We start from the raw sequence: 26739 nt of genomic DNA, 5'->3' as shown, positions 1-26739 counted from the left end.
CAATCTAGGGAACACTTTTTATTTATTGCATTGTAATTTTTTCAACACAACTTTCATAAATCGTACGATGTGATTTCGAGAAAGGCAACTGTTCAAAAGCTTCTTTCGATACAAATTTCAATGTATCTGTTTCAACAATATCACCAGTTACTTTTCCGTAAAATACAAATATATCCCAAGTGCGATGGGTAAACGTATGTTGTACATTCATTGCGTATTCTTCAATAGAAATTGAAAGCTCAAATTTTTCGTTCATATAATCTATAAGCTGTTCCTTCTGATTACGAATCCCTTCGCCAAGTTCAACATTCGGAAACTCCCACATATTAGCTAATAAACCGGTACTTGGACGTTTATTAATGACGTAACGACCATCTTCCGTTTGAAGCACTCCTGCAACAAGCGGTACCATCGTAGGAGCCTTTGCTTTACTTTTGACTGGTAATTCCTTTTGAACACCTTCAGCATATCCCCTGCAATGCTCACGTACAGGACAAAGTAAGCATGCTGGATTTTTTGGAATACAAATTAGTGCGCCTAACTCCATTAAACCTTGATTAAAATAAGATGGATTTTTAGCCGAAATAATTTCACGCACAATCTCTTCAAACACTTTTCTAGTTTTCGGTTTTGCAATGTCATCCCATACTGATAAAATACGGGATAATACACGCATAACATTTCCGTCAACTGCCGGCTCTGGTATACCATATGCGATACTTAAAATAGCACCTTTTGTATATGGTCCGACTCCCTTTAACTTTTCAATTTTCTTTACATCATTCGGTACAATTCCGCCGTATACTTCTTTTACTTCCTTTACGGCCGCATGTAAGTTTCGTGCTCTAGAATAATAACCTAAACCTTCCCATGCTTTTAACACTTCTTCATCATCAGCATTTGCCAAAGCTTCTAGAGTAGGAAACTTCCCCATAAAATTCGCGTAATATGGTTTTACAGCTTCCACTCTAGTTTGCTGCAACATAATTTCTGAAACCCAAACACGGTATGGATCTTTATTTTTACGCCACGGTAAGTCGCGTTGCTCTTTTTCAAACCAACCAATTAAATCATTTTGAAACTGCTCTATGTTAAAATTATTTAATATTTCAAGTGTCAAACTTGATCCCCCTCATTTTTTTGCATATAAGTACTATTATAAAGAATTTAGGAAAAAATTTAAGTAAGATGACATAGGAAATAGAAGGCAAAGGACTTGAGGTATCGAATAAAAAGAGTTACATTAATAAAAAACGGAGGTGGATTTCTATGGACACAGCCACTCACCTTGTTATGGGCGTTACTCTAGGCAGTTTGGCCATGTTAGATCCAGCCATAGCACAAAGTGATATTGGGCCACAAGCAGTTATGCTCGCTACAATTGCTGGTTCCAATATTCCTGATATCGATACAGTTTTAAAATTGCGTAATAACGCTAAATATATTAGAAATCATCGCGGTATTACTCATTCCATTCCTGCAGTGATTCTTTGGTCATTCCTTATAAGTGGCATCTCTTTCGCCTTCTTTTCAGACGCTCCATATTTGCATCTACTACTTTGGTCATTTATTGCCGTCTTTCTTCATGTCTTTGTAGATATTTTCAATGCCTACGGTACACAAGCATTACGGCCCTTCACAAAAAAATGGGTAGCACTCGGTATCATTAATACATTCGATACTGTCATTTTCTTCATCCATATACTCGCAATTGCTTGTATGCTCGTAGGTTCCCATAAAGGATATACTGCCTTAGCAGCGTATATATTGATGGTTGTTTACTATATCGGACGGATTATGATGCATAGAAATATAAGAAGCGTTGTACAAAAACGTTTCAAAAATGTTGAGAAGATAATTATTTCTCCTTCTTATCGATTTTATCATTATCATTTAGCAATCGTTACAACCAATTATTACTACGTTGCTAGATGGCATCGCGGTAACATCATGGTATATGATAAATTCGACCGGGTACCGTTCCCAGACAATACTATTATGCGCGCTGCTAAACAAGATGAAAACATCTCAGCATTTTTATCTTTCTCCCCTGTGTATCGCTGGGACATTTTCGATTATGATCATTATTACGAGGTTCGATTCATTGATTTGCGCTATCGTAGTAAAGATTATTATCCATTCGTTGCGATCGTTCAACTCGATCATAATTTAAATATTATTAGTTCCTATACAGGATGGATTTTTAGTGAAGAAAAACTTCGAAAAAAACTGGAGTTACTTCCACATTAAAAAAAGCGACTTAAGTCGCTTTTTTTAATGTTTTAAATGATCTTCTTGATTGATTAAATGACTATATTTCGGATTATTTGTACGCATTTCATGAAGGCGTACTCCATGATTATTAATCCATGATCGCACCACTTGTTCAGTCATTTGCTCTCCTTGGTAACGACCTGACTTTGCATAAGTCGTTTGAAAATCTTCCCACAATAATTCAACCCACGCACGAGCTTGTGCATAAGAAAGTTTATCATTTTTTTCCAACAGTTCTTTCGTTAACGCTTCATAAATATCATTCATATTCTAATCTCCTTTACCTAATTATCCCTTCATTTCTAAAGGATAGTTTCTTCTATTTTGCACATTCTATAATTGATACTTCTTCAAGAGGTATCAACTGATGATGAGGAGGGCGTTCGCAATGGGTAAACAAGCCGAATTTTGGTCTGAGTCAAAAAACAACAGCAAAATCGACGGTCAACCGAAAGCGAAATCACGCTTCGCTTCGAAACGACCTAACGGCACAATTAACACGCACCCACAAGAACGTATGCGTGCTGCAAATCAGCAGGAAGAATAGTACAAAGTAAATCAACTTCCTACACGAGGTGATAAAGATGAGCTACCGTGATCGCTTAGATAGTCGTTCTGAATTATTCAACCATACGTGGACTCGTCCGAAACATGCAAAAGCGCAAGTTAACGGACAGACGCAACAAACCCAGTCTCTCATTATATTGGCGAATGAATGTAAAAAACGCCAATTTTAGAATCTCCTATCTCCTGTAACGCCTACCAAAGATGAAAACCAGAGAGATATTCGCTCTCTGGTTTTTATTTTTCTTGTAATAAAGAAATCGGTATTCCAATCTCTTCATTATCATTTTGCTTATGTCCCCAAGCAAATACCCCATTGAAATACGTAATTTCAAATAATATACCAGGTTCTTCTACTAATTCATACGTCTCACCGATATGGAATTTGTTTATGTCAGTCATATAAGCGCGTGCCATTGCTATCTTTCGCATTAATACATCGAACTCATTTACAATTCCAAGTTGCTCAGCTTTTATCGCTTGCTCTTTCAAAAGCCCAATTTCTTCCCTTAGCTCATATGGTGTCATTTCACTGTAGCGCTTTGGCATATTCATCTTATTCTCCTCATCCCTCTTCGCGTTTCATTTGCAAAAATACCTCTATTTCATCGATAGAGAATCCTTTGCGATATAACGCTTGTTTCATCTTATTTTCGAATGTCCATCCATCATACTTCTTATATTTCTCATAATATTTATTCCCATGATAGTGTAACGCTTCTTGTTGCTTTTCGTCATCTTTTTCGTCTTTCAATTCTTCCAAACAAATTTGAATCACATCTCTAGAATATCCTTTACGAACAAGCATTTCGTCTAACTTTAGCTTCATTTGTAAAAAGGAATGCTTTTGATAAGATTTTTTCTTCTTTTCTATAAGAATTAAAGCATTCTCAATTTGCTTTTCCTTCGGATATTCTTGTAAACTATGTGTAATAATTAGATCCTGAACACCTTTATTTAACAACTCTCTTTTAATAACAGTGGGACCTTTTCGATTCACATTGCTTTGCGTTCTCGTATATAAAATAGCATACTCTTTATCATTAATATATCGGTCATGTAATAATTTCGAAACGACTTCAGAGATGATGGCCTGTCCCACTTCTTTTTTTCGTAAAAAATCTTCTATTTCTTGTTTCGTTCTCATTTGATAGGATAAATAGGAGATTGCTTGTAAATATGCTTTTTGTACCTCTTCATTGTACAAAATATTTCCTAATGCTATTTCATCAATTTCTAAGCCCTTTTGTAATCCGTGTTTTATTAAGATTACTTCATTCACACTAAACCCGTACTCTTCACCTTGACCTTTATCAATATAAATATTAAATCGTTCTTTCGATCGTTTTTGTACTTCTATTTTTGTAATGACAGCCATACTCTCACCTCTCTATTATTTTAACATAGTCGAGGAACGTTTTTGCTTTTTAAGAATATATATAATGAGGAGGAAATACTTGTGAAAATCGCAATTTCTGGTGGTACCGGCTTTATCGGTAAATACCTTTCTACTTTTTTCATTCAAAAAGGACATACGGTTTACATTCTCACTCGAAACAAAACTACTGAAACTTCCGACCCTAACCTTCAATACGTACAATGGACACCAAATTTACAAACCTTCCCCCTCTCTTCTATCGATGTAGTTATTAATCTAGCTGGAGAATCTATTAATAGTAGATGGACAAAGAAACAAAAGAAAGCCATTTTAAACAGTAGAATTCAAACGACAAAAGGACTCATTAAACAATTGCAGACACTCAACATAAAACCGCACACATTTATTAACGCAAGCGCTATTGGATACTATGGAACGTCTGAAACAGAATCTTTTACAGAACAACATGAGACTCCTGGAGATGACTTTTTAGCAAATACAGTATGTTCATGGGAACAAGAAGCATCTAAAGCTCGTTCTCTCGGAATGCGAACAGTATACGCAAGATTTGGAGTCGTATTAAGTGCAGATGGAGGAGCTCTTCCAAAAATGCTACTCCCCTATCAATTCTATATCGGCGGTACAATTGGATCTGGAAACCAATGGTTATCATGGATTCATATAGATGATGTCGTTCGCCTGATTGATTTCATCATACAAAAAGAAGAAATTGATGGACCTCTTAATCTCACAGCTCCCTTACCTATAAGAATGAAGGAATTTGGAGAAACCATTGCAGCTATAATGAAAAAACCTCATTGGTTACCTGTCCCTTCCTTTATGCTTCACGCTTTACTTGGTGAGATGAGCATACTTGTATTAGAAGGACAACATGTATTACCTAGTAAAGCAATTGAGCATGGGTATCAATACACATTTCCGGCAGTAGACCATGCATTACAAAATATACTTTCGCATACAATGTAGTACTTCTAAAACACAGTTTTACAGGGGCCCTTTCAAAACTTTTATTTTCTAGAATCCGGAGCATTATTACACAAATAATCTTTCAGTTACTTTCCCCTAAATTCCATTAACATTATAAAGTAACAGAAATGAGGTACCTATGAAAATATTGCTCAAACAAGCCATTGTCTATCCTATTACATCCCAAAAATTTCAAGGGGATGTACTCGTTATAGGAGAACGAATTGCCGAGGTCAAGCCTACCATTCAATCTACTCAAGATATGACAGTTATAGACGCGCGTGCTCTTCATCTTTTACCCGGATTTATTGATGTCCATACTCATCTTGGTCTCTATGATGAAGGCACTGGTTGGGCTGGCAATGATGCAAATGAAACATCTGAAGTTTCAACACCACATATCCGTTCTTTGGACGGAATCCACCCTTTTGATATTGCATTTCAAGATGCTGTACAAAATGGCATCACAACTGTTCACGTTATGCCAGGAAGTCAAAACATTATTGGTGGTACGACTTGTGTAATAAAAACAGCTGGAACTTGTATTGATCATATGATTATTCAAGAACCTGCAGGCTTAAAGATTGCCTTTGGAGAAAATCCTAAAAAGGTCCATAGTAATGGAACAAAAGAATCCATAACACGTATGGGAATTATGGGATTACTTCGGGAATCATTCTATGAAGCACAGCACTACGGGCATGAAGCTGATTTTCGAATGCTTCCTATCTTAAAAGCATTACGTCGCGAAATACCCGTACGTATCCACGCTCACCGAGCAGATGATATTAGTTCTGCTCTACGCTTTGCAACAGAATTTAATCTCGATTTACGTATTGAACATTGTACAGAAGGACACTTTATTGTTGAAGAACTTTCGAAACACAATTTGAAGGTTTCAGTTGGCCCCACGCTTACACGCCGTTCTAAAATAGAACTCAAAAACAAAACATGGGATACTTACCATATATTATCCAAAAATGGAGTGGAAGTTTCCATCACAACAGATCACCCTTATACACCCATTCAATATTTAAATGTTTGTGCTGCTGTCGCGGTAAGGGAAGGATTAGACGAAAAAACTGCACTAGAAGGAATCACTATTTTTCCAGCACGAAATTTACGTTTAGAGGATAGAATTGGAAGCATTGAGGTTGGAAAAGACGCTGATCTCGTGTTATGGACCCATCATCCTTTCCATTATTTAGCCAAGCCTGTACTAACCATGATTGATGGAAAAATAATTTACAAAAAAAATAAAAAAAACTAGTTTATTTTTTTGACTAGATAAAGTATTATACGATTATAAACTGAATGAAACCATAATCAATTTGTGTCGTGATTATCATTTTCAAATTGATGAATGGGGAAGGCAAATGGTGCGCCACCAGCGTTAGAAACTGGTTCTAGTGGGTTCGATTCCCACCCCGAAATTTTTTAAAGATTGATATAAAAATTTCGAGGGTGGGGTGTTTTTTCGTCATGCTACCCTCGTGTGAGGAGGAGTTAGTATGTTAAAAAAACGCGACTTACACGACAGCCACGTTCTATACGAGTTAATGGTGGATCCAGCTGTCTTCCCTTTTGTGCGTCAAAAGGCTTATTCTTATGAGGAATATTTATTTTTAACGAAACAAACGATTGAAGCTGAAGAGCGTGGGGAATTAATTTCACGCACAATTTTAGATGAATGGGGTAACCCTATCGGAACAATTACTTTATTTGATGTGCAAGAAAAAGCCGGATTCCTTGGAACATGGCTTGGCAAACCATATCATGGAAAAGGTTATAATAAATTGGCAAAAGATTCATTTTTTAGTGAACTTTTCTATGAATTAGATATTGAAACGATCTTTATGCGTATTCGCAAAATAAATATTCGTTCTATTAAAGCTGCAGAAAAATTACAATACGTAAATCTAGCAAACGAAACAAGAAAAGCCGTTTATGATGAAATTAACGCGAATGAAGAAGTATATAACTTATATGAAATTCCAAAAGATCAATATACACTTGCTACAATGCGAGATACAACGTTCCAAGATGCTCATCACTTAAAAGAAGCATAATCTAAATTTTTAGAAAAGATAATTAACCATTAACATTTTGACCTATACGTATATCACCCGATGTCTTTGGAAACGATAGATAGTGACTTTAGGACACGAGGTGATTTGTAATGGATAGAAAGAAACGTGACAAAGTAAAAAATGCTTTATCTAGTACACAAGAAGTTCTCTACCAACGAGAGTTTCGTAAAGCAGATCGCGCAGCGGGTTATCGCTCGAAAAGTATTTAAAGTGAGAATGAATAATTAGAAGTTCTCCCCCCTAATTATTCATTCTCATTACATATTTTTCTACGTGATAGAGTAGAAAAAAGGTTCCTTATAAATAAGGAACCTTTTTTATGTGGATAACGTTATCCACATAATTGATAGAATTGTGAATAAATTACACAAACCCTTCACAAGTTTGTATGTTGTAACGCATAGAAAATGTTAGAATTGTGGATATTTTTCTAAAAATTGTGGACAATGTGGATATAGTTGTTAATATTCCGACTTTACTGTTTAATGAAAGCGCAATCTCCATGTGGATAAGTCTTTCTCTCAGAACACAATAAAAAACCCTCTTTAAATATTCCAAAGAGGGTTTCATATTAAGTAAATGATTGTGCAAGAGCAGGTGATTTAATAGGTATATGATTCGGCTTTACATGATTTTCTGCCAAAATTGTATCCACAATATGGCCAGCTGGCTCCGGACGATAAATGCTTTTCATCGCTTCTTTCATTTGAAGAAGCTTCATATCATCTTGTAATAACGCCTCTGTCTTTGCAAAAACCTCACTATCATCACGAATGACAACTGCCGCTCCTTTTCTTTCAAAGTACATCGCATTTTCATTTTCTTGCCCTGGAACAGGTTTATATAAAATGACAGGTACTTGCAATGCTGCCGCTTCACTTAGCGTGATACCGCCTGGCTTCGTAATCATACAAGAAGTAACACGGAATAATTCATCAATATTTTCAACATAACCGAATACTTTTAATGCATCAGGATTGTTTTCCTGTAATCCTAATAAATCCTGTTTTAATGCTTCATTTTTCCCACAAACAACAACTACTTGTAAATCAGGTACTGACATAAATGATTGGCATAGTTCTTTTACACTCCCTAATACCCCATGAGCACCTGCTACAATTAGTAAAATCTTTTTATTCTTACATAACTGATATTTATTATATATAATGTCTGGATTGATCTTTAACTCAAAACTATTACGAATCGGAATTCCAGTTTCAACAATTTGCTCCGCAGGCACACCAATATCAACCATAACTTTTTTCACATGATCAGTTGCTACAAAATAACGATCTACTTCCCGATGAATCCATATTTTGTGCACACAAAAATCTGTTAATACGTTATACACAGGAATTGAAATACCTGTTTGCTTTTTCAATTCTGGTACAGCTATAATCGGAAAGGTATTAATAACAATATCCGGTTTCTCTGCTTGTAAAAGTAATTTCAAACGTTTTCTTCCAAAATTCGCATACCAAGATGCTATTTTTTTATCATAAATTTTTTCTACACCATAATAAAACAAGCGGTATAATTCTTTTCCTATTGTATAACTTTTTAAATATAAATATTTTGTAATATCAGTTATAACTGGATGTGATTCTCCGAACAAATCGCATACAATTACATCTTTAATTCCTTTTTGGCGAAATGTTTGTTCTAATGTTTTCGCTACTTGCACATGACCGTTACCGTAATGTGCAGTTAATATTAAAACCTTGGGGTTTTTTATCAAACAAATCCACTCCTAGCTTATTGTTTCTCCATATTGCATATACGACAATAGGAAAAACATTTTCCTTAAAAATTACATAAACAGACTCTAATATTTCTCTTTCAGCTATGTACCTGTCGTGGATATGCAAAGCATATAAGATTGACCCCTTAATCCTATCTGTGCTCATATCTTTACATTATACTTTCCTATAAGAGCTTTCGCAATAACTTACAAATGTTCTCTATTTCATGATACTCACTCTTTTACTTCTTAATTCTTTTTACTATTTTGATTTCCCTTTACAATTATGTAAATTTCTCCACTTATTCCTTACAAAAATATGGATATTCTATTTTCAGTATACTCTTTTCTTTATATATACTCTAGGTTTTATTGTACAGAAAGAAAAAAGTCTAATCCAATATTTGGATTAGACTGCTTGTAAAATATGTCTTGCTTCTTCTACATTTTTTTCAGTAGGTGGTTCTACATTCGCTAGTGGATACTTATGCCCAAGTGCTTCCCATTTATATACACCAAGCTTATGGTATGGTAACACTTCAACTTTCTGAACATTAGACAGGCTTTGAATAAAACTAGATAGTTTTTGTAGATCCTCTTCATTATCAGTAATACCAGGAACTAATACGTGTCGTACCCAAATCGGTTTATTTTTATCCGATAAGTAACGAGCAAATTGTAAAATATGTTCATTTGGTTTTCCTGTTAATTTACGATGTTTCTTTGAATCAATATGTTTCAAATCTAATAAAACTAAATCTGTGTACTCCATTAAAATATCTAGCTTATTTTGGAATTCTGGTTCTTCAGAATAACAACCACCCGAAGAGTCAATTGTTGTATGAATTCCAACTTCCTTACATTTCTTAAATAATTCAATTAAAAAATCTAGCTGTAATAATGGTTCCCCACCACTAACTGTTATACCGCCTCCGGAAGCTTCAATAAAAGGAAGGTAACATGTCACATCCTGCATTACTTCTTCGACTGTTATTTCTTTTCCTTTACCAATCTCCCACGTATCAGCATTATGACAATATTGACAACGTAATAAACACCCTTGTGTAAATATGACATAACGAATTCCTGGGCCATCAACAGTACCACAAGACTCTACAGAATGAATTCTTCCTTTTACCATGTTATACTTCCTCCTTTATTGAAACAGCCTCCCTCTGCTATTTATAAAATACAGAGGGACACTTTTTTCACTTACATGCTTTCATGCATTGTACGGTTAATTACATCGATTTGTTGTTCACGAGTTAATTTAATAAAGTTTACAGCGTAACCAGATACGCGAATTGTTAATTGTGGATATTTTTCAGGATGTTCCATTGCATCCATTAATGTTTCACGGTTAAATACGTTAATATTTAAGTGATGTCCTTCTTTTACTGCATAACCATCAAGCATTGATACTAAGTTACGTACTTGTACATCATCTTCTTTACCAAGTGCTTTTGGAATAATAGAGAATGTATTAGAAATACCATCTTGCGCATCTTCATATGGTAATTTAGCTACAGATAATAATGAAGCTAATGCACCTTTTGTATCACGTCCATGCATTGGGTTCGCACCTGGTGCAAATGGTTCTCCAGTACGGCGACCATCTGGAGTGTTACCAGTTTTCTTACCGTATACAACGTTAGATGTGATTGTTAAGATTGACATTGTATGAACAGAATTTCTATATGTTTTATGTTTACGAAGTTTATTCATAAATGTTTTTACAAGATTTACAGCGATTTCATCTACACGATCATCATTGTTACCGTATTTAGGGAAATCTCCTTCGATTTCAAAGTCAACTGCGATTCCGTTTTCATCGCGAATTGGTTTTACTTTTGCGTGTTTAATTGCACTTAAAGAGTCTGCTACTACAGATAGACCCGCGATACCTGTTGCCATTGTACGAAGAACATTTGTATCATGAAGTGCCATTTCAATACGTTCGTAGCTATATTTATCATGCATGTAATGAATAACATTTAATGTGTTTAAATACAGGCCTGCTAACCATTCCATTGTCATATCAAACTTATGCATAACTTCTTCATAATCTAATACTTCAGAAGTAATCGGTGCGTACTCAGGACCAACTTGTGCTTTAGATTTTTCATCTTTACCACCGTTAATCGCATATAGTAATGCTTTTGCTAAGTTTGCACGTGCGCCGAAGAATTGCATTTGTTTACCAATTCTCATTGCAGATACACAGCAAGCAATTCCGTAGTCATCGCCGTAGTCAGCACGCATAATGTCATCATTTTCATATTGAATTGCTGATGTTTTAATAGACATTTTCGCACAGTAGTTTTTAAAGTTTTGTGGTAATTGTTTAGACCAAAGAACTGTTAAGTTTGGTTCTGGAGCTGGTCCTAAATTATCTAATGTATGCAAGAAACGGAATGAGTTCTTTGTTACTAATGGACGACCATCTAATGCCATACCACCGATAGACTCAGTTACCCAAGTTGGGTCACCAGAGAATAATTCATTATAATCAGGTGTTCTTGCAAATTTCACAAGACGTAATTTCATAATGAAGTGATCCACAATTTCTTGTACTTCTTCTTCTGTTAAAGTACCATTTGCTAAATCTCTTTCAATATAAATATCTAAGAATGTAGAAGTACGTCCAAGACTCATTGCAGCTCCGTTTTGCTCTTTAATTGCTGCAAGATATGCAAAGTATAACCATTGGAATGCTTCTTGCGTGTTTGTTGCTGGCTTAGAAATATCAAAACCATGAGAAGCAGCCATTTGTTTTAACTCTTGAAGTGCACGCATTTGCTCAGATAACTCTTCGCGTAAACGCATTGTCTCTTCGCTCATTACACCGCCAGTTAAATTTAAATCAGATTTTTTCGCTTCAATTAAATGATCTACCCCATATAACGCTACACGACGGTAGTCACCGATAATACGTCCACGTCCGTATGCATCTGGAAGGCCAGTAATAACACCTGATTTACGAGCAGCTCTCATTTCTGGTGTATAAGCATCGAACACACCTTGGTTATGAGTTTTTCTCCAATCTCTAAAAATACGACTAAGTTCTTTATCCATTTCATATCCGTAAGATTCACAAGCTTGTTCCGCCATACGAATACCACCATATGGTTGTAAAGAACGTTTAAATGGTTTATCAGTTTGGAAACCGACTACTTTTTCAATATCTTTATTTAAATATCCTGGTTCATGTGATGTAATAGAAGAAACGATTTTTGTATCCATATCAAGAACGCCACCGTTTTCACGTTCTTTTGTTGTTAAATCCATTACTTGATCCCAAAGTTGTTTCGTTGCTTCAGTTGCTCCCGCTAAGAAAGATTCATCTCCTTCGTAAACGTTTACATTATTTAAAATGAAATCGCGAACATCAATCTCTGCTTTCCATTTTTCACCTTTAAAGTTTTCCCATGCGTTTTTAACATTTTCTAATACTTGAGTCATCCTAATCTCCTCCATTTTTGATTAGTACAGGACTAAGATTTTTTATATAACAGCTTACACACTTAGAATACTACTTTTTTACGAAAGTGAACGAAACAGTTGTGACATGTTTGTGAAATGTTGAGCAAACTACTATATGTATAGTGTTAACTTCACTTAAAAGTCTTTATAATTAACCCTTTCCTTAATTGTATTTTTTTGGTATTATTATATACGAGTCCTATTTTGTAATATAAGAACAATACCCATTGTAGAGCTGTAATACTCTTATCTCCTAATCTGTTATAGTTTTTATAACAGAACAAAAAAGTGTACATATGTTGTACACTTTTTTGTTACTACTCTAAAACATCTCTTTTTCTATTCCCATCATAGAATCCGCCACGATTACCTTCTAATACAATTAATTGCTCTAATCCTTCTATATGATCACCTATAATTCGCAAAACAGCTGGGGGATGACCTATTTTTGCAAAATGTTCACTGGGACGAATACGGTTCATCTGATCGACCTCTACACGACTTACACATGCAATTTCGAAGCCTAACAGAATCGCTTTCACTTGAGCTACACAAGGTGATAGTAAAGATCTATAACCGATTTCTTTCAAGCATTTACGGCTAAACGCATTCGGTACAGCAATAAGAGAACCTACCCCTAAATCTTTTCTATCACAAGCTAAATTTAACGCATATTTAAACGCAGTTACAAGATGAAGCGGTACTCTTAAATCTAAATAATGATTTAAATCATTTAATGCGACATCCATTCCATCTGCAATAGCTTTTGCGAAAGGATATAGTTCCCTAGCCGGGATAACAAAATCACCGTCTATAAACAACACAATTTCCCCTTTTGCAAAGTAAGTTCCAAGTGAACGCCCTACATCGTTTCCAAGTGCTTCTTTATATATAATTGTTGTTGCTCCCTTTTCTTTTGCAATCGTTGCGGTTTGATCAGACGAGCCATTTACTACAACGATAATTTCAACAGGTTCAATTTTTCGAAGTTCATCTATAACATTTCCAATTGTTTTCTCTTCATCTTGTACAGGAATAATGACTGATAATTGCTTTCCTTTATACAATTTAGATGTAACGCCCCATCCTTGATAAAGATCTTCGAAATCTAAAGTATGATAGACACTATCTCTTTTCCTATTTCCATCATAATATCCGCCGCGTTCATCGCTACCTACTATTCGCTCCGCTACAGCTTCTATATGATCACCTATCATCCGTTTTTCAGATTGCGAAAGACCTGTGCCATACGAAGCATGCTCGGTCGGCCGAAATTTATTCGGTGTAATAACGTCAATTGCACAATGCCGACTAATTCTCCATTCGCTTTGAACTAGGCGTAAATGAGCGACAATAGGATTAACAAAGCTTTCATATCCAATACTTTGAACGACTTCTTTCGTCAATGCATGAGGTACATCTAATAAGGAATCAATTTTTAATTCTTCACGCTCTAACATTGCATTTAATATTTGGCGCCATACTGTAATAGAATTGGGTTTTTGCCTTTTTAAAAATAGTGCATCCAAATTATTTAAAACGACGTCGGCCTGACCATGTAAAATCGGATTCAGGAATAATTGTAATTTTGAAGTTTGAATAGCAAAATCACCATCTATAAATAGTAATACATCACCTATCGCGTGTTTTGCGCCAACCGCACGGCCAACATCGTTCCCTAGTAGCTCCGTATGCTTGATTACTTTACACCCTAAACGATCAGCAACCTCTTCTGTACCATCGTTACAACCGTTTGCTACTACAATAATCTCTAATGGATTTAATCCTTTTGCCGATTGGATAACATCTGAAATCGTTTCAGCTTCATTACATACAGGTATAATAACCGATAGTGATTTAGCCATTATTTTCTTCACGGAACCACTTAATAGTTTCTTTCAATCCTTCTTCCCACGTTACTTCTGCTTGAAACTGAACAAGTTCTCTTAATTTCGCAACATCCGGTCTTCTATTTGGAATTTCTTCAAAGCCATGTGGGTATACCTCTTCGAAAGGAACTTGGACAATTTTCGAAGAAGATTTCGTTAGTTTTTTAATTACTTCTGCTACTTCTTTTATACTCTTTTCATTCTCAGAACCTATGTTAATAATTTCACCATTTACCTTTTCATCCATCGCTCGAATCGTTGCCTCTACCGCATCACTTACATACGTAAAACAACGTGTCTGCTCTCCATCTCCATATACGAGAATGTCTTCTCCTTGCAAAGCCGCACTAATAAATCGCGGGATTACCCCTGCATACGGACCATCTTTCGCTCTTGGACCATAAATATTAAAATAACGAACAATCGTTACCGGTAAACCTTCTAATGCGTATCCTAAACATAATGTTTCTTCTAATGTTTTGCACACTGCATAACTCCAGCGTATTTTAGAAGTTGCCCCGTATAATCGATCTCCCTCTTCAGAGAAGGGTGGCTTTGCCTTACCATATACTTCTGAAGTAGAAGCAAAGACTACTTTTTTCTTTTCTTTTAGCGCTGCTTGTAAAATGTTTCTCGTTCCATCAAAATTTGTTTCAATAAGCTCGATACTCTTTTCCATTGTCGTTTTCACGCCTAAAATTGCTGCTAAATGAAACACTACATCATGTTGGTTTACTAATTCATAAATAGAATTTTTATCTAAAACACTTATTGGAATAACTCGAATTTCTTTCATTAACTCATCATGATATTTATTTTTCCCTTTATAGAAGTTATCAACGATCGTAACTCCATACCCTCTTTTCACCAACTCTTCAGCTAAATGTGAACCAATAAACCCTGCTCCACCTGTAATTAAACATTTCTTACTCATACACTCACCTTCTTTATAATTCCACGTGTATCTATTACTCGCTTCATTCCTTTAAAAAGCTTCCAATCGATATTAGAGTGATCCGTTAAAATTAAAATACAACCCGCTTGTTTAACGACTTGTTCATCCAAAGAAACAGATTGGTACACCTTATCTTCAAACTTTGCAGAAGAAATATATGGATCGTGATATTCGATTTCATATCCTTCTTTTAGTAACAATTCAATAATTGGTAAAGCCGGTGATTCTCTCAAATCATTTACATCTTTCTTATACGCAATTCCTACAATTAAAACTGATGCAGGTGATTGCACCATGCCTTTTACTTTCCGGACTATTTTCTTTGGCATTTCTTCATTAATTACATGTGCCGCTTCAATTAATTGACTAATTTCCCCATTCCTTTTTATTCTCCATTGGAAATATAAAGGATCGACTGGAATACAATGTCCTCCTATTCCTGGTCCTGGCCAATATGGGGTAAATCCAAACGGTTTTGTAGATGCGGCTTCAAGCGCCTCATAAAAATCAATTCCTAAACTTTCACATAGTGTGTTTAACTCATTTACTAAGGAAATATTGACTAGGCGCTGAATATTTTCAAATAACTTACACATTTCCGCTACTTTCGGAGAACTAACTGGAACCACTACATCAAATGTAGTGCTATACAACTCCTGAACTTTTTGTTTACACTTTTCTGTTTGTCCACTAATAACTTTTGGAATCGTTTGAACAGAATAGTGACTATTAGCCGGATCAATTCTCTCAGGGGAATATCCGATATAGAAATCTTCTCCTACCTTTTTCCCTGTTTGAGAAATAATAGGAATGATAACTTCCTCGAGTGTACCTGGATATGTGGAGCTTTCAAAAATGAAGGTTTGTCCTTTTTGAAGGTTTTGTTGTATATAATGTGAGGCTGAAATGAGGGCACTTAAGTCTGGTTCTCTTTGTTCATTAATTGGAGTCGGGACAGTAACAATAACATAATCACTATTTTGAAAATCAGCAATGCCTTGATCCGGTGTGTTCACCATTAATTTTTTTTTCATCAATAAACTTTGTAACTCTTTAGAAGAAACATCCGGAATATAACTTTCTCCTTTTATAATTGATTCTATTTTTCTAATATCTTTATCTAACCCAAGTACTGTATGCCCTCTCTCTGCAAAATGGACTGCTAAAGGAAGGCCAACATACCCTAAGCCAATAATAGCTACTTTACTACTATTCATTTGTATTCTCTTCTTCCCTTCTCAATTGTTGAATGATATCTCTATCTCTATCTCCATCCGTAAAGCCACCGCGTTCGTCCGTACATTGTAATAAATACGCAATCGCCTCAATTTGATCACCGAAAATACGATCAAATGCTGAAATACGCCCATTTACAAATTCGTGTTGCTCTGGACGTACTCGATTTGTTTTTATAACATCTACTAACTCTACTGGTGTAATAGAGAATCCTTCTAAAATAGCTTTCATCTGAGCTAATGGAGGAATCACAAGAGAATCATAACCAATTTTCTCTATTACTTTTTTATGGATAGCGTGTGGTACTGCTGTTAATGAGTTATTCCATAAATCTGGTCGCTTCGCTATCAAATTCACAAAATATTTTCCCATGCTAATTGGATCTGCTGGATGAAACATATCTAATAAACACTGTAAATCATTTAATGCCACATCACTTCCATCTTCAATAGCGCGCAAAAATAGAATTAAATTTGTTGCCGGAATAACAAAATCACTATCAACAAATAAACAAATATCTGCCGTAGCATACATGGCCCCTATCGCCCGTGCTACATTATGCCCAAGCGCTTCCTCCAACTCAACAACAATAACATTCTCTAGCTTTACTTGTTTAATGGTCTTTACGGCAGCTCCATTCGCAACAACTATAATTTCATCTACACCTGCTTTTTTCACTTCTTGTATAACAGACCTTATAGTTGTTTTCTCTTCTGATACTGGGATAATGGCACTATATTTCGCTTTTTTCTTTTGTAATACAACTGGTTTATACTTTCCTACAAACTCCCTATCTTTATTGCCCTCTGAAAAACCACCGCGATTACCGTATGTTTCGATTACGTATTGTAAAGCTCGCAAATGATCACCCATAATACGACTAGTCGCTTTCGGATAAGGAGAGCCAGGTGATGTACCCGTATGGACAGGACGAACTTTATTTGTGTAAATGACATCAACTGAAGCCATATCAGAAATATCTACTCCTCTAGACATCGCCATCGCTTGAAATAGTGCTGGGTCCGCTAAATTCCACCACCCTAGTTTTTCAATCACTTCACGACTTATCGCATGTGGTATCGCAATTAAAGATCCTACAACAAACTCTTTTTTGTTCAAATAACGGTTTAACATATATTTTCCAACCGTCGTATAATGCGGTCTCATCTTCAAATAAACGGACCATGTTAAATTATTTAAAACAATCTCATGTCCTTGCTCTATTCCTTTAATAAAATTGTATAATTCTTCACTTTTCATGACGATATCGCCATCTAAAAATAAAACAATTTCACCTTTTGCTTCTCTAGCACCAATTGCCCGTCCCACATCATTACCAAGAGAATATCTATAATAAATCACACGACAATTATGCTGTAGCGCTATTTCTTTCGTACCATCTGTCGATCCATTATCTACTATGATAATTTCATATGGTTCCAACTTCCTTACTTCTACTAAAACTTTTGATAAAGTACTTGCTTCATTATGCACTGGAATCACAACTGACACTCTCATACTTGTATCACTCTTACCCTTCCAAGCGAACATAAGCAATAATAGGAATACGTACAACTACATCTTCTGGTGGTCCATAAGAAGGAGAAGTACGAACAATTACTGCCCCATCCGTCACAGATAAAAGAACGCCTGCAATGATTTCTACAGCTGTCACAACTTGTACTAGTTCACCAACATGGTTACGTAATTCATCAGTAAATAACATATATAACTCTCCTTTCTTACGCTTCTTTAATTGATATAATACTTGTAAATGGTAATAAAACTTCTGTTCCTATTCCTTCTTGCAATGTTAAGAAATCATCACCAACTGCTACAATCACACCTGTTAACTGTCCAACTGTCACAGTAATTTCTACGTTTTTACCCAAATACTGCTCTGCAATTTCTTTAAAAGGTGATGTATTACATTCTTTTAAAATGTTACAAATAATAGATTGAAATCTACTTGATTCAATAACTTCTTCCGTAGCTTGCTTAGAGTTTCTTTGAATAAATCTCGCGAAGTTTTGTGAAAATAAAAGTCTTTCCACAGCAGGTAATAACTTATTATCTAAAAAATAATCTAATTGCCTATTAAACAATCTCGATAACTTTTTCCAATACTTACCGAACAGACACATATATTTCTCCTCCTATTATTTTAAGATTATAAAAATACATCCATACATCTTAATGTATACAAAGCAGGCTTTTTTTGTGATAGGTAAGACATACATTTTTCAAGGAAACAATGTTTTCTAATCAAACAAAAAAGACTATCCAATAGGATAGTCTCTTACACTTCAATATTTCGCAACATCGTATAAATGTCGTTATTCACTTTACCAAATGATTTAATGTTATTTTGAATGTTAGATAATAAAACGACATACACACTTCCGTTTTTACTAAATCCATTTAAACAATTCCATCCTGGCATGACACCGTGATTCGAATAACTTCCCGGGTCTACATACCAACCAAATCCGTAATCTTTTTTTCCACCTGTAAACATTTGATCATAACTCTCTTTTGAAATTAACTTTCCAGAGAAAAGTGCTTCATTAAATAAATATAAATCATGTGCGCTTGTATATATATCACCACAACCATATAATTGTGACATACTTGGAATATTAGGTGTTGTCATATTGTTATTTACTATTTTATAACCCGTTGATGGGAATCTTGTTTGTTCTAACTCTCTACCAAAACCAGAATGTTTCATACCAGCAGGTGCAAAAATATGCTGCTTAATATATTCTTCTAACGGTTGGCCACTTACTTTCTCGGCAATGTAAGCAAGTATAGAGTAGTTCGAATCCGAATACTTCCATTTCTCCCCTGGACCCCCAACACGCTTTTGGTTTCCTATTCGTTTTATCAGTTCTTCATGCGAAATATCCTCTGTTCCCTGCTCATACTCTGGAATTCCTGATGTATGTGTTAGTAAATGTTTTAACTGGACCCCATTACCTTGAGGGAAATCTGGAATATACTTTGCAATCGTATCCTCTACGTTTAATTTATTTTGATCTTTTAATTGCATAATAGCAGTCGCTACAAATGCCTTTGAAATAGAACCAATATAAAAAGTTGTCTCTGAATTATTCGGTACTTGTTTCTCTTTGTTCGCCATACCGTACCCTTTATTCAAAAGAACTTTTCCATTCTTCACAATAACAGCTGTCCCGCTAAATCCTGCGTTTTGTAAATATTGATCTAATTGAGCGTTTTCATTAATTTCTTGAGGTGGTCCCTCAGCAGGCTTTTCCAAAGCTTGTGCTTGCTTCACTTGTTCTTCCTGCTCTTTTTGTTTTTGTGCTTCTTGCTTCTTTCTTTCTTCTTCTTTCTTTTTTAGCTCTTCTTGTTTCTTCATTTCTGCCGCTGCTTTTAAAGTTTCTTCTTTCTTATTATGCGCAACAATTTTTGTATACATGAAATATACAAGTGAAAATAGTAGGACGAGAATGATTGTTCTTTTTATGTATACAATCGGCCGACGTGATTTCCCATTCGCATTATTTTTTTCCTGATCCATGATTGCTTTTTCCCCTTATTCACCAATAATTTACTTCCTCTACTAAAGATTTATTTTAGCAGATTATGGATAATCTATTCTATGTCATCCCTACTTTATCACGCACTGCACATATTACCAACCTATATGCATAAAAAAGAAAAAGAAAATTTACAAAGGTAAGATTGCTGTTAAATTTTTAACATAAAAAAAAGAGGATATCCCCTAAAAACTGATATTATCAATCTTTTTGGATATCCACTTATCTAATTATTTATACGTGTTTTTTCATATCATCGGCAACAGATTCAACATTTGTACCTACGATAACTTGAACACTCGTGTTACTTAATTTCATAACACCCTTCGCACCAGCACGTTTTAATGCTGCTTCGTTTACTTGACCAGCATCTTTCACTTGTAAGCGTAGACGTGTTGCACAGTTATCAATAACTGTTAAGTTTTCTTTTCCACCTAAAGCTGCTACGTAAGTTTCACCAATTGAACCTGCAACTGGAGCTTCTTCGCCTTCAGCTACTTCCTCTTCATCTTCACGACCAGGAGTTTTTAGGTTGAACTTCTTAATTAAGAAGTAGAATACTACAAAGTAAATTGCTGCGTAAATTAAACCGATCCCTGCTAGTAACAATGGTTTTGTTGCAATACCGAAGTTTAAAGCATAATCGATTGCACCGGCACTAAATGAGAAACCATCGTGTATACCAAGTGATGTTGTAATAAATAAAGAAAGACCTGTTAATACAGCATGAATACCATATAATACTGGTGATAAAAACATGAATGAGAATTCAATTGGTTCTGTAATACCAGTTAAGAATGAAGTTAATGCTAGACCACCTAACATACCTGTAACCATCTTACGTTTTTCTGGTTTAGCAGCCGCAATCATTGCGAAACATGCTGCTGGTAAACCGAACATCATAACTGGGAAGAAACCTGTCATGAACATACCTGCTGTTTTATCACCCGCAAGGAAACGAGCAATATCACCATTCACAACATTACCTGCTGCATTTGTAAAGTCCCCAAATACGAACCAGAAATATGTGTTCATTACGTGGTGTAAACCAATTGGGATTAATAGACGGTTTAATAAACCAAACAATCCTGAACCAATTGCACCTAAATTAACAATTCCATGAGCTAATGCATCAATGCCATTTTGAATTGTTGGCCAAATTTGCGCAAATAGAATTCCTAATATTAGCATCACAACCGATGTAACAATCGGAACGAAGCGTTTTCCAGCAAAGAACCCTAACCATTCTGGAAGTTTAATTTTATGGAATTTATTATAAAGAAGTCCTGCTATAACGCCGACAATAATACCACCTAAAACTTTCATATCCACTTTAGTCGATAATTCGGCTGCCTTAGATACTTGTGTCATTGTATCTGCAAGCTTAGATGGATCTACATTAGCGCTATTGCCTATTAAATCTTGGACTTTGCCTAATTTATCTTGTAATTCAGCAGTAGAATACCCTTTGCTAAGTGCATCAATACTATTTTTCATAACAAGATAGCCAATTGCACCTGCAAGACCTGCTGCACCACTACCATCAACTGAAAGACCGATTGCAATACCAATTGCAAAAATAAGTGCTAAATTATCAAAAACTGCTGCACCGGCCTGTGCCATAACAGGAATATCAAATACATCTGGTTGCCCTAAACGAAGCAATAATCCTGCTGCTGGTAGTACGGCAATTGGAAGCATTAACGCTTTACCAATACGTTGTAAAAACTGCAACATTTTAATTCCCCCTATCAAATTTATGAAATCGTTATCATTATAAGTACGCCTTAGAAAACGCTTTCTATTTACATAACCATAATAACATATAGTTGTATAGATGTGTAGTTTTTATTTTTGAATTTTTTATGGATAAATCTCCTATTTCCAAACTGTTATATAAAAGGAAATTTCTCCTTTTTAAAATACAGAATACTTGAAACGAAAGACCTTATTATAGCACATATAACTTTCGTTTTATCATTCCACTTTTTCATGTTATTATTTATTTCCGAGCATATCGGGAAAAGTAAACTTAGTTAATTCGAAATAGGAGCGTTGGTACTATGCAGTGCATTGAAACAAACAACTTACAACAGTTGTTAGAACAAGTAAAACCATATACAAAAAAAGGAAAACTTGCTACTTATATCCCCGAACTAGGAAATGCGAATCCAGATGATTTAGGGATTGCCATTTTCCATAAAGAAACAGAATACATCCATGCTGGCAACTCACAAACACTATTTACTCTTCAAAGTATTTCAAAAGTAATTACACTTGCACTTGCACTTTTAGATCGTGGTGAAGAATATGTATTTTCTAAAGTTGGAATGGAACCAACTGGTGATCCATTTAATTCTATTATTAAGTTAGAAACGACAAGTCCTTCTAAACCACTTAATCCAATGATTAATGCAGGGGCACTAGCTATTACAAGCATGTTAGCAGGAAAAGATAATGAAGAAAAAATGGAGCGCATCCTTCATTTCGTACGTGAAATAACAGATAATCCTACTATTAATTATTCTTCTAAAGTTGCCAATTCAGAATTAGAGACAGCTTACTTAAACCGTTCACTTTGCTACTATATGAAACAAAACGGCATTATCGATTGTGACATCGAAGAACTTATGGATTTATACACTCGTCAATGTGCAGTTGAAGTAAACTGTATCGATTTAGCACGTATCGGCTTAATTTTTGCGATGGATGGCTATGATCCATATAAGAAAAAACAAATTATCCCTAAACATATTACAAAAATCTGTAAAACATTTATGGTCACATGCGGTATGTATAACGAGTCTGGCGAATTTGCGATTCGCGTTGGTATTCCTGCAAAAAGTGGTGTAGCTGGTGGTATTTTCGGCTGCGTAAAAGGCGAAATGGGAATCGGTATTTTCGGCCCAGCTTTAGATGCAAACGGAAATAGTATCGCTGGTTTTAAAATTCTTGAACTTCTTTCTGCTCAAGAAGGTTGGAGCATTTTTTAATTGAGAGTTATCCTGCTATACTAGCAGGATTTTTTCATTCCATAAAAACCTTAACTTTATCAGCTACCAATCCCCTACAAAAACAGTGCTGAAAGTTTCTCTATATCATGCATATTTGCTCCCCCACCCTGAATAGTATAGTACAACCTAGCGCTATATGTGGAGGTGTGAAGGATGAAACTAATATTTCAGATGGAAAAACAGCCTGTTCTTGAAAAAACAATTCTTCTCTTTATATTGAGTATTGTAGAAAGCTTAAAGTTAAAAGTGGTTTCACTCGATGAAGCTCACCGATACATATTCAATTTAGAAGTACTTGAACTATTAATGGATCGGAACATCGATGATCAAGTACTTGAACTTATTCATTTCGGAATGGGACTTGAAGACATTCATCATGTACTTCCGGAAGAACTTGAACATACGATTGAAGAATTAAAGTGGCTTTGCATTCAAGTGTTAAGTGAATACAGCATGCACGAAGAATCTGAACAACTAATTGAAGATATACGGTAAAAAAGCACCTATGTAGGTGCTTTTAATGTTTTTTCAAACTATTTTTATACGTCTCAATATTTACTGGTAGTTCTTCCTCTTCTAAAGTATGTTCATTTACATCTTTATGAATGAACGCACCTTTAGGCGGTTGATGGTCATGCCCTTTTTTCTTATGATCAAATGCTTTTCCGCGTCCCATACGGATCCCCCTTTCGTTAAAAGAAATCCGTATTAGTATGGGGAAAAGTACGTCGACATATGCAATCCTTTGCCGTATTTCCAAGGAAATACTCGAACATTGTTTTCTGTTCTCCTTACAACAACTGATCAATCCCGATAAGAATTAATAAAACTCCCGCAATAACAGTAGCCCATTTCCCTAAGTATGCTGCTAAAAATCGTTTCCCTACATACGCAAAACCACTAATACAAATAAAACTAAACACCCCAGAAATAGTTGCTGTAAGCCACAGATTCAAGTTTGTTACCCCAGCATCAAATCCACCCGCAATATTATTAATAGATAATGCAATCCCTAAAACAATTGCTTCTGAAAAACTAATTGTTTTAGAACCATCAAAATCTGCTTTTTCTGGATCACGTAAAATTCCCATAAGTACACTACCATCGTTAGAGCTTACGGTATTTCTTTGCCCCAAGAAAGGCTGGCACAAAATAAAAACCCCGATTACCCCTAAAACGATTGCTCCAATCAAGTTTGCAGTAAACTCTGATATAAATAACGCAATCCAGTTTCCAAAAAAGCCAGCTAATAAAGTAAATAAAAAACCAAAAAATGCGATGATAAAATTGTTAAGCCATGAAATTCGAATTTTACGAATGCCATATGCAATCCCGACACCTGCATTATCTAAATTAGAAGCAATCCCGATTAAAAAAATTGAAAATAGACCTGCCGTACTCATAAACAGCCACCCCTTTTTCACACTTTTCCATGCATCTTATGAAAATGTTGAGCAACTGTGCCTGTCTGTTTCATATACATGTAATAAATGCTCAACATTTTTTCAACAATAAAAAGGAGTGCCTTCACTATGCCTAAAGAAAATCCAAATGAGCGGCTTAGTAGATTAATAAAAAAACTTTTAAAAGAACGTGCCTTATCTATGCGCCAACTCGGAATGCTGACGAATATTGATCCCGCAACAATTTCAAGAATTATGAATGGTAAACAACCGCCAAAGCAAAAGCATCTACAAAAATTTGCAGAATGTCTGCAAGTTCCACCTCAATTGTTTTTTGATGAAATGTATCCTGATTCTCCTCACATTAATAAGGAAAAGACGGATATGTACACATCTCTTGATACAATTCAACAAACGCTGCAATCCTCTAACTTATTCGATTTCGACTACACAACAACTCGCGTAAAACAAGAACTTGAAAGCTATGAACGATATGCTCAAACAGCAGAAGGTGAAAAACGTATCCATGAAAGTTTCGCGAGCAAATTAGAACAAATTGATAGTGCTGGTCCTTTCATTGAACAATTAACGGATATGTATCAACAATTTTGCAATGAAACTAATCCAAGAGAAGAGCGTGCAGTTCTTGGAGGTGCATTACTGTATTTCATTTTATCGACAGATATTATTCCCGATTACCTCTTTCCAATTGGCTATTTAGATGATGCAATTGCTGTTGAATTAGCAAAAGAGAAATTAATCGAACTCAAACGAAAGACATAGAAAAATAAAGAACTATTTCAGTTGTTTTTATTCAACTCTGAAATAGTTCACTAAAAAATCGTACAAGTATACATACCTGTACGATTTCAACATACTAATCTATTTTTTCGTATGACACCATTCATATATAAATGCTGTTATTACTTTTGTAAATTCAATTAACTGTTCTACTTCAACTTTCTCATTTATTGAATGAGCTTCTTCTAATGTACCTGGTCCGTAAATAACAGCCGGAATATGAAATTCACTAAACCAACCACCGTCCGTTACCGTTGCAGACATATCTAAAATTGCATTTTTAGATAAAATTGACTCGTGTACTGAGCTAAGCGTTTTTACAGCTGCGTGTTCACTATCTATTTCTAAAGAAGGAAAAATTTCGCCACGATCCACAATCATTGATTCTCCACCCCACTTAAATTGTGGTGGATTTTCACTTAACCACGGATCGGCAGCCGCTACTTTCCCAATATACTCTTCAATTTCTTTTATTATTTGTTCATGTGTTTCATTTGGATAAAAGTGCACCGTGATCCATAATCGGCACTCATCCGCAATAAACGCTGCATGTCGTCCGCCCTCAATAACAGCTGGATTAATTGTTGTTGTTCCAGATGGATAACCTTCATATGTTTTCATAACCGCCCAATGACGCTCTAATTCTTGTAAACTTTGTACAATTTTCATCATTTTTTCAATCGCACTCGCTCCGAATAAACGTCCTCCAGCATGAATCATTTGTCTGCGTGTTGCATCATGGAACGTTTGGGGGCTTTTCACAGTAATCCATCCAGTAATTACGCCGCCCTGTCCTTGCATATGTAAATCACTCGTATCCACTACGACTGCAAAATCAGCATCATAACCTCTTTTGCAACATTGAAGCGTACCTGCCTCTCCAACTTCTTCCCCGATTACGGATTGAAAGATTAAATCTCCAGGCAATTCAATGCCTGCTTCTTGTAAAAGCTGAATAGCAAATAATGCCCCAGCTAGTCCCCCTTTCATATCTGCCGCACCACGTCCAACTAACCAACCATCTCTTATAAATGGCTCAAACGGATTCGTTTCCCACGCCCCATCTGCTGATATTTCCGCTACATCCATATGCCCATTAATAATAAGACTTTTATGTGTGTCACTTTCTATCCCTTTTTTTATCCCAACAACGTTCGGGTCATTTGGATATACATCCCATTTATCAACACTAAAATTTCGTTTTCTTAGAAACTGTGCAACAAATTCTTGCGCCTCATTTGTATTTCTCGCCGGCGGTGCTGGTGTGTCAAAACGAATTAATGTTTTTGTAAGGTCTAGTAACTCATCTTTTCGTAGATCAATCTGTTCTAATAGCTGTGAAACTTCTTCATTCATCGCTA

General features: G+C 35.5%; 28 protein-coding genes. 10 read left to right on the top strand and 18 right to left on the bottom strand.

The genetic code is table 11. The features are described 5' to 3' along the window. Nucleotides 1–22: 22 nt before the first annotated feature. Nucleotides 23–1120, bottom strand: coding sequence for an A/G-specific adenine glycosylase (gene mutY, locus COL05_RS10880; RefSeq protein ID WP_098668615.1), 1098 nt, complete (start codon nucleotides 1118–1120; stop codon nucleotides 23–25). Nucleotides 1121–1269: 149 nt separating this feature from the next. Between mutY and COL05_RS10875 the strand changes: the two genes are divergently transcribed. Then, nucleotides 1270–2250 (top strand): metal-dependent hydrolase, encoded by a 981-nt coding sequence (locus COL05_RS10875; RefSeq protein ID WP_098668614.1) that lies wholly within the window; start codon nucleotides 1270–1272, stop codon nucleotides 2248–2250. Nucleotides 2251–2274: 24 nt separating this feature from the next. Here COL05_RS10875 and COL05_RS10870 read toward each other — a convergent pair whose 3' ends face one another. Further along, nucleotides 2275–2541: a YfhJ family protein gene (locus COL05_RS10870; RefSeq protein ID WP_000998164.1), complete on the bottom strand. Its 267-nt coding sequence runs from the start codon at nucleotides 2539–2541 to the stop codon at nucleotides 2275–2277. Nucleotides 2542–2662: 121 nt separating this feature from the next. Here COL05_RS10870 and COL05_RS10865 point away from each other — a divergent pair, with 121 nt between their 5' ends. After that, complete coding sequence (locus tag COL05_RS10865) at nucleotides 2663–2821, top strand: small, acid-soluble spore protein K (protein WP_000517891.1); 159 nt, start codon at nucleotides 2663–2665, stop codon at nucleotides 2819–2821. 37 nt (nucleotides 2822–2858) lie between these two features. After that, the gene (locus COL05_RS10860; RefSeq protein ID WP_000122093.1) at nucleotides 2859–3011 is read left to right on the top strand and encodes a YpzG family protein; all 153 of its coding nucleotides are present in this window, start codon (nucleotides 2859–2861) and stop codon (nucleotides 3009–3011) included. A gap of 64 nt (nucleotides 3012–3075) precedes the next feature. Here the strand turns inward: COL05_RS10860 and COL05_RS10855 are convergent, their stop codons facing one another. Both COL05_RS10855 and recX read right to left on the bottom strand, forming a co-directional pair. Beyond that, entirely contained in the window at nucleotides 3076–3393 is a 318-nt protein-coding gene (locus COL05_RS10855) for a YfhH family protein (RefSeq protein ID WP_001057032.1), read from the bottom strand. 10 nt (nucleotides 3394–3403) lie between these two features. Beyond that, nucleotides 3404–4216 (bottom strand): recombination regulator RecX, encoded by an 813-nt coding sequence (gene recX, locus COL05_RS10850; protein WP_098668613.1) that lies wholly within the window; start codon nucleotides 4214–4216, stop codon nucleotides 3404–3406. 81 nt (nucleotides 4217–4297) lie between these two features. Between recX and COL05_RS10845 the strand changes: the two genes are divergently transcribed. From COL05_RS10845 to COL05_RS10830, 4 genes are all read left to right on the top strand, one after another. Beyond that, nucleotides 4298–5203, top strand: coding sequence for a TIGR01777 family oxidoreductase (locus tag COL05_RS10845; RefSeq protein WP_098668612.1), 906 nt, complete (start codon nucleotides 4298–4300; stop codon nucleotides 5201–5203). A 139-nt stretch (nucleotides 5204–5342) separates the two neighbouring features. Beyond that, complete coding sequence (locus COL05_RS10840) at nucleotides 5343–6473, top strand: amidohydrolase (protein WP_098668611.1); 1131 nt, start codon at nucleotides 5343–5345, stop codon at nucleotides 6471–6473. Nucleotides 6474–6714: 241 nt separating this feature from the next. Further along, on the top strand, nucleotides 6715–7272 hold the full coding sequence (locus COL05_RS10835; RefSeq protein ID WP_000914736.1) for a GNAT family N-acetyltransferase: 558 nt from the start codon (nucleotides 6715–6717) through the stop codon (nucleotides 7270–7272). A gap of 110 nt (nucleotides 7273–7382) precedes the next feature. Next, complete coding sequence (locus tag COL05_RS10830; protein WP_098668610.1) at nucleotides 7383–7502, top strand: YfhE family protein; 120 nt, start codon at nucleotides 7383–7385, stop codon at nucleotides 7500–7502. Nucleotides 7503–7864: 362 nt separating this feature from the next. On the opposite strand, the gene COL05_RS10825 is transcribed toward COL05_RS10830, so the two are convergent. The 11 genes from COL05_RS10825 to nagE form a co-directional block, all read right to left on the bottom strand. After that, nucleotides 7865–9031, bottom strand: coding sequence for a diglucosyl diacylglycerol synthase (locus COL05_RS10825; protein WP_098668609.1), 1167 nt, complete (start codon nucleotides 9029–9031; stop codon nucleotides 7865–7867). Between the two features lie 412 nt (nucleotides 9032–9443). Further along, nucleotides 9444–10175 (bottom strand): pyruvate formate-lyase-activating protein, encoded by a 732-nt coding sequence (pflA, locus tag COL05_RS10820; protein WP_098668608.1) that lies wholly within the window; start codon nucleotides 10173–10175, stop codon nucleotides 9444–9446. Between the two features lie 71 nt (nucleotides 10176–10246). Beyond that, complete coding sequence (gene pflB / locus COL05_RS10815; protein WP_098668607.1) at nucleotides 10247–12496, bottom strand: formate C-acetyltransferase; 2250 nt, start codon at nucleotides 12494–12496, stop codon at nucleotides 10247–10249. A 338-nt stretch (nucleotides 12497–12834) separates the two neighbouring features. Then, nucleotides 12835–14382, bottom strand: a complete 1548-nt coding sequence (locus tag COL05_RS10810) for a glycosyltransferase family 2 protein (protein WP_142337427.1) — start codon at nucleotides 14380–14382, stop codon at nucleotides 12835–12837. Continuing rightward, nucleotides 14375–15340 (bottom strand): NAD-dependent epimerase/dehydratase family protein, encoded by a 966-nt coding sequence (locus COL05_RS10805; protein ID WP_098668605.1) that lies wholly within the window; start codon nucleotides 15338–15340, stop codon nucleotides 14375–14377. Before COL05_RS10805 ends, COL05_RS10810 begins: the two co-directional genes overlap by 8 nt. After that, nucleotides 15337–16578: a nucleotide sugar dehydrogenase gene (locus COL05_RS10800; protein WP_098668604.1), complete on the bottom strand. Its 1242-nt coding sequence runs from the start codon at nucleotides 16576–16578 to the stop codon at nucleotides 15337–15339. The genes COL05_RS10805 and COL05_RS10800 overlap by 4 nt, the downstream gene beginning before the upstream one ends. Further along, a complete protein-coding gene (locus COL05_RS10795) occupies nucleotides 16571–18115 on the bottom strand; it encodes a glycosyltransferase family 2 protein (RefSeq protein ID WP_098668603.1) in 1545 nt (514 codons plus the stop codon). Before COL05_RS10795 ends, COL05_RS10800 begins: the two co-directional genes overlap by 8 nt. 13 nt (nucleotides 18116–18128) lie before the next feature. Then, a complete protein-coding gene (locus COL05_RS10790; RefSeq protein ID WP_000899469.1) occupies nucleotides 18129–18323 on the bottom strand; it encodes an LSm family protein in 195 nt (64 codons plus the stop codon). Nucleotides 18324–18339: 16 nt separating this feature from the next. Continuing rightward, on the bottom strand, nucleotides 18340–18741 hold the full coding sequence (locus COL05_RS10785) for an LSm family protein (RefSeq protein WP_046953685.1): 402 nt from the start codon (nucleotides 18739–18741) through the stop codon (nucleotides 18340–18342). Between the two features lie 155 nt (nucleotides 18742–18896). Beyond that, on the bottom strand, nucleotides 18897–20141 hold the full coding sequence (locus tag COL05_RS10780) for a serine hydrolase domain-containing protein (protein WP_098668602.1): 1245 nt from the start codon (nucleotides 20139–20141) through the stop codon (nucleotides 18897–18899). Nucleotides 20142–20394: 253 nt separating this feature from the next. Next, a complete protein-coding gene (gene nagE, locus COL05_RS10775; protein WP_098668601.1) occupies nucleotides 20395–21897 on the bottom strand; it encodes an N-acetylglucosamine-specific PTS transporter subunit IIBC in 1503 nt (500 codons plus the stop codon). Between the two features lie 326 nt (nucleotides 21898–22223). On the opposite strand from nagE, the gene glsA reads away from it, so the two are divergent. Both glsA and COL05_RS10760 read left to right on the top strand, forming a co-directional pair. Beyond that, nucleotides 22224–23153: a glutaminase A gene (gene glsA / locus COL05_RS10770; RefSeq protein ID WP_001149853.1), complete on the top strand. Its 930-nt coding sequence runs from the start codon at nucleotides 22224–22226 to the stop codon at nucleotides 23151–23153. A 174-nt stretch (nucleotides 23154–23327) separates the two neighbouring features. Beyond that, the gene (locus tag COL05_RS10760; protein ID WP_000766602.1) at nucleotides 23328–23669 is read left to right on the top strand and encodes a DUF3969 family protein; all 342 of its coding nucleotides are present in this window, start codon (nucleotides 23328–23330) and stop codon (nucleotides 23667–23669) included. A 22-nt stretch (nucleotides 23670–23691) separates the two neighbouring features. Here the strand turns inward: COL05_RS10760 and COL05_RS31285 are convergent, their stop codons facing one another. Both COL05_RS31285 and COL05_RS10750 read right to left on the bottom strand, forming a co-directional pair. Beyond that, nucleotides 23692–23850 carry a hypothetical protein gene (locus COL05_RS31285; RefSeq protein ID WP_000532411.1) on the bottom strand — a complete coding sequence of 53 codons (159 nt, stop codon included), beginning with the start codon at nucleotides 23848–23850 and terminating at the stop codon, nucleotides 23692–23694. Nucleotides 23851–23965: 115 nt separating this feature from the next. Then, nucleotides 23966–24577, bottom strand: coding sequence for a manganese efflux pump (locus COL05_RS10750; RefSeq protein WP_098668600.1), 612 nt, complete (start codon nucleotides 24575–24577; stop codon nucleotides 23966–23968). A gap of 129 nt (nucleotides 24578–24706) precedes the next feature. Here COL05_RS10750 and COL05_RS10745 point away from each other — a divergent pair, with 129 nt between their 5' ends. After that, nucleotides 24707–25360 (top strand): helix-turn-helix domain-containing protein, encoded by a 654-nt coding sequence (locus tag COL05_RS10745; protein ID WP_098668599.1) that lies wholly within the window; start codon nucleotides 24707–24709, stop codon nucleotides 25358–25360. Nucleotides 25361–25459: 99 nt separating this feature from the next. Here the strand turns inward: COL05_RS10745 and COL05_RS10740 are convergent, their stop codons facing one another. After that, on the bottom strand, nucleotides 25460–26734 hold the full coding sequence (locus tag COL05_RS10740; RefSeq protein WP_098668598.1) for an acetylornithine deacetylase: 1275 nt from the start codon (nucleotides 26732–26734) through the stop codon (nucleotides 25460–25462). Nucleotides 26735–26739 lie beyond the last annotated feature (5 nt).

The sequence above is a fragment of the Bacillus sp. AFS059628 genome (genome assembly GCF_002571225.1).
Lineage (GTDB): Bacteria > Bacillota > Bacilli > Bacillales > Bacillaceae_G > Bacillus_A.
The sequence above is the reverse complement of the archived record's forward strand: the minus strand, read 5'-3'. Positions and strand labels throughout refer to the sequence as shown.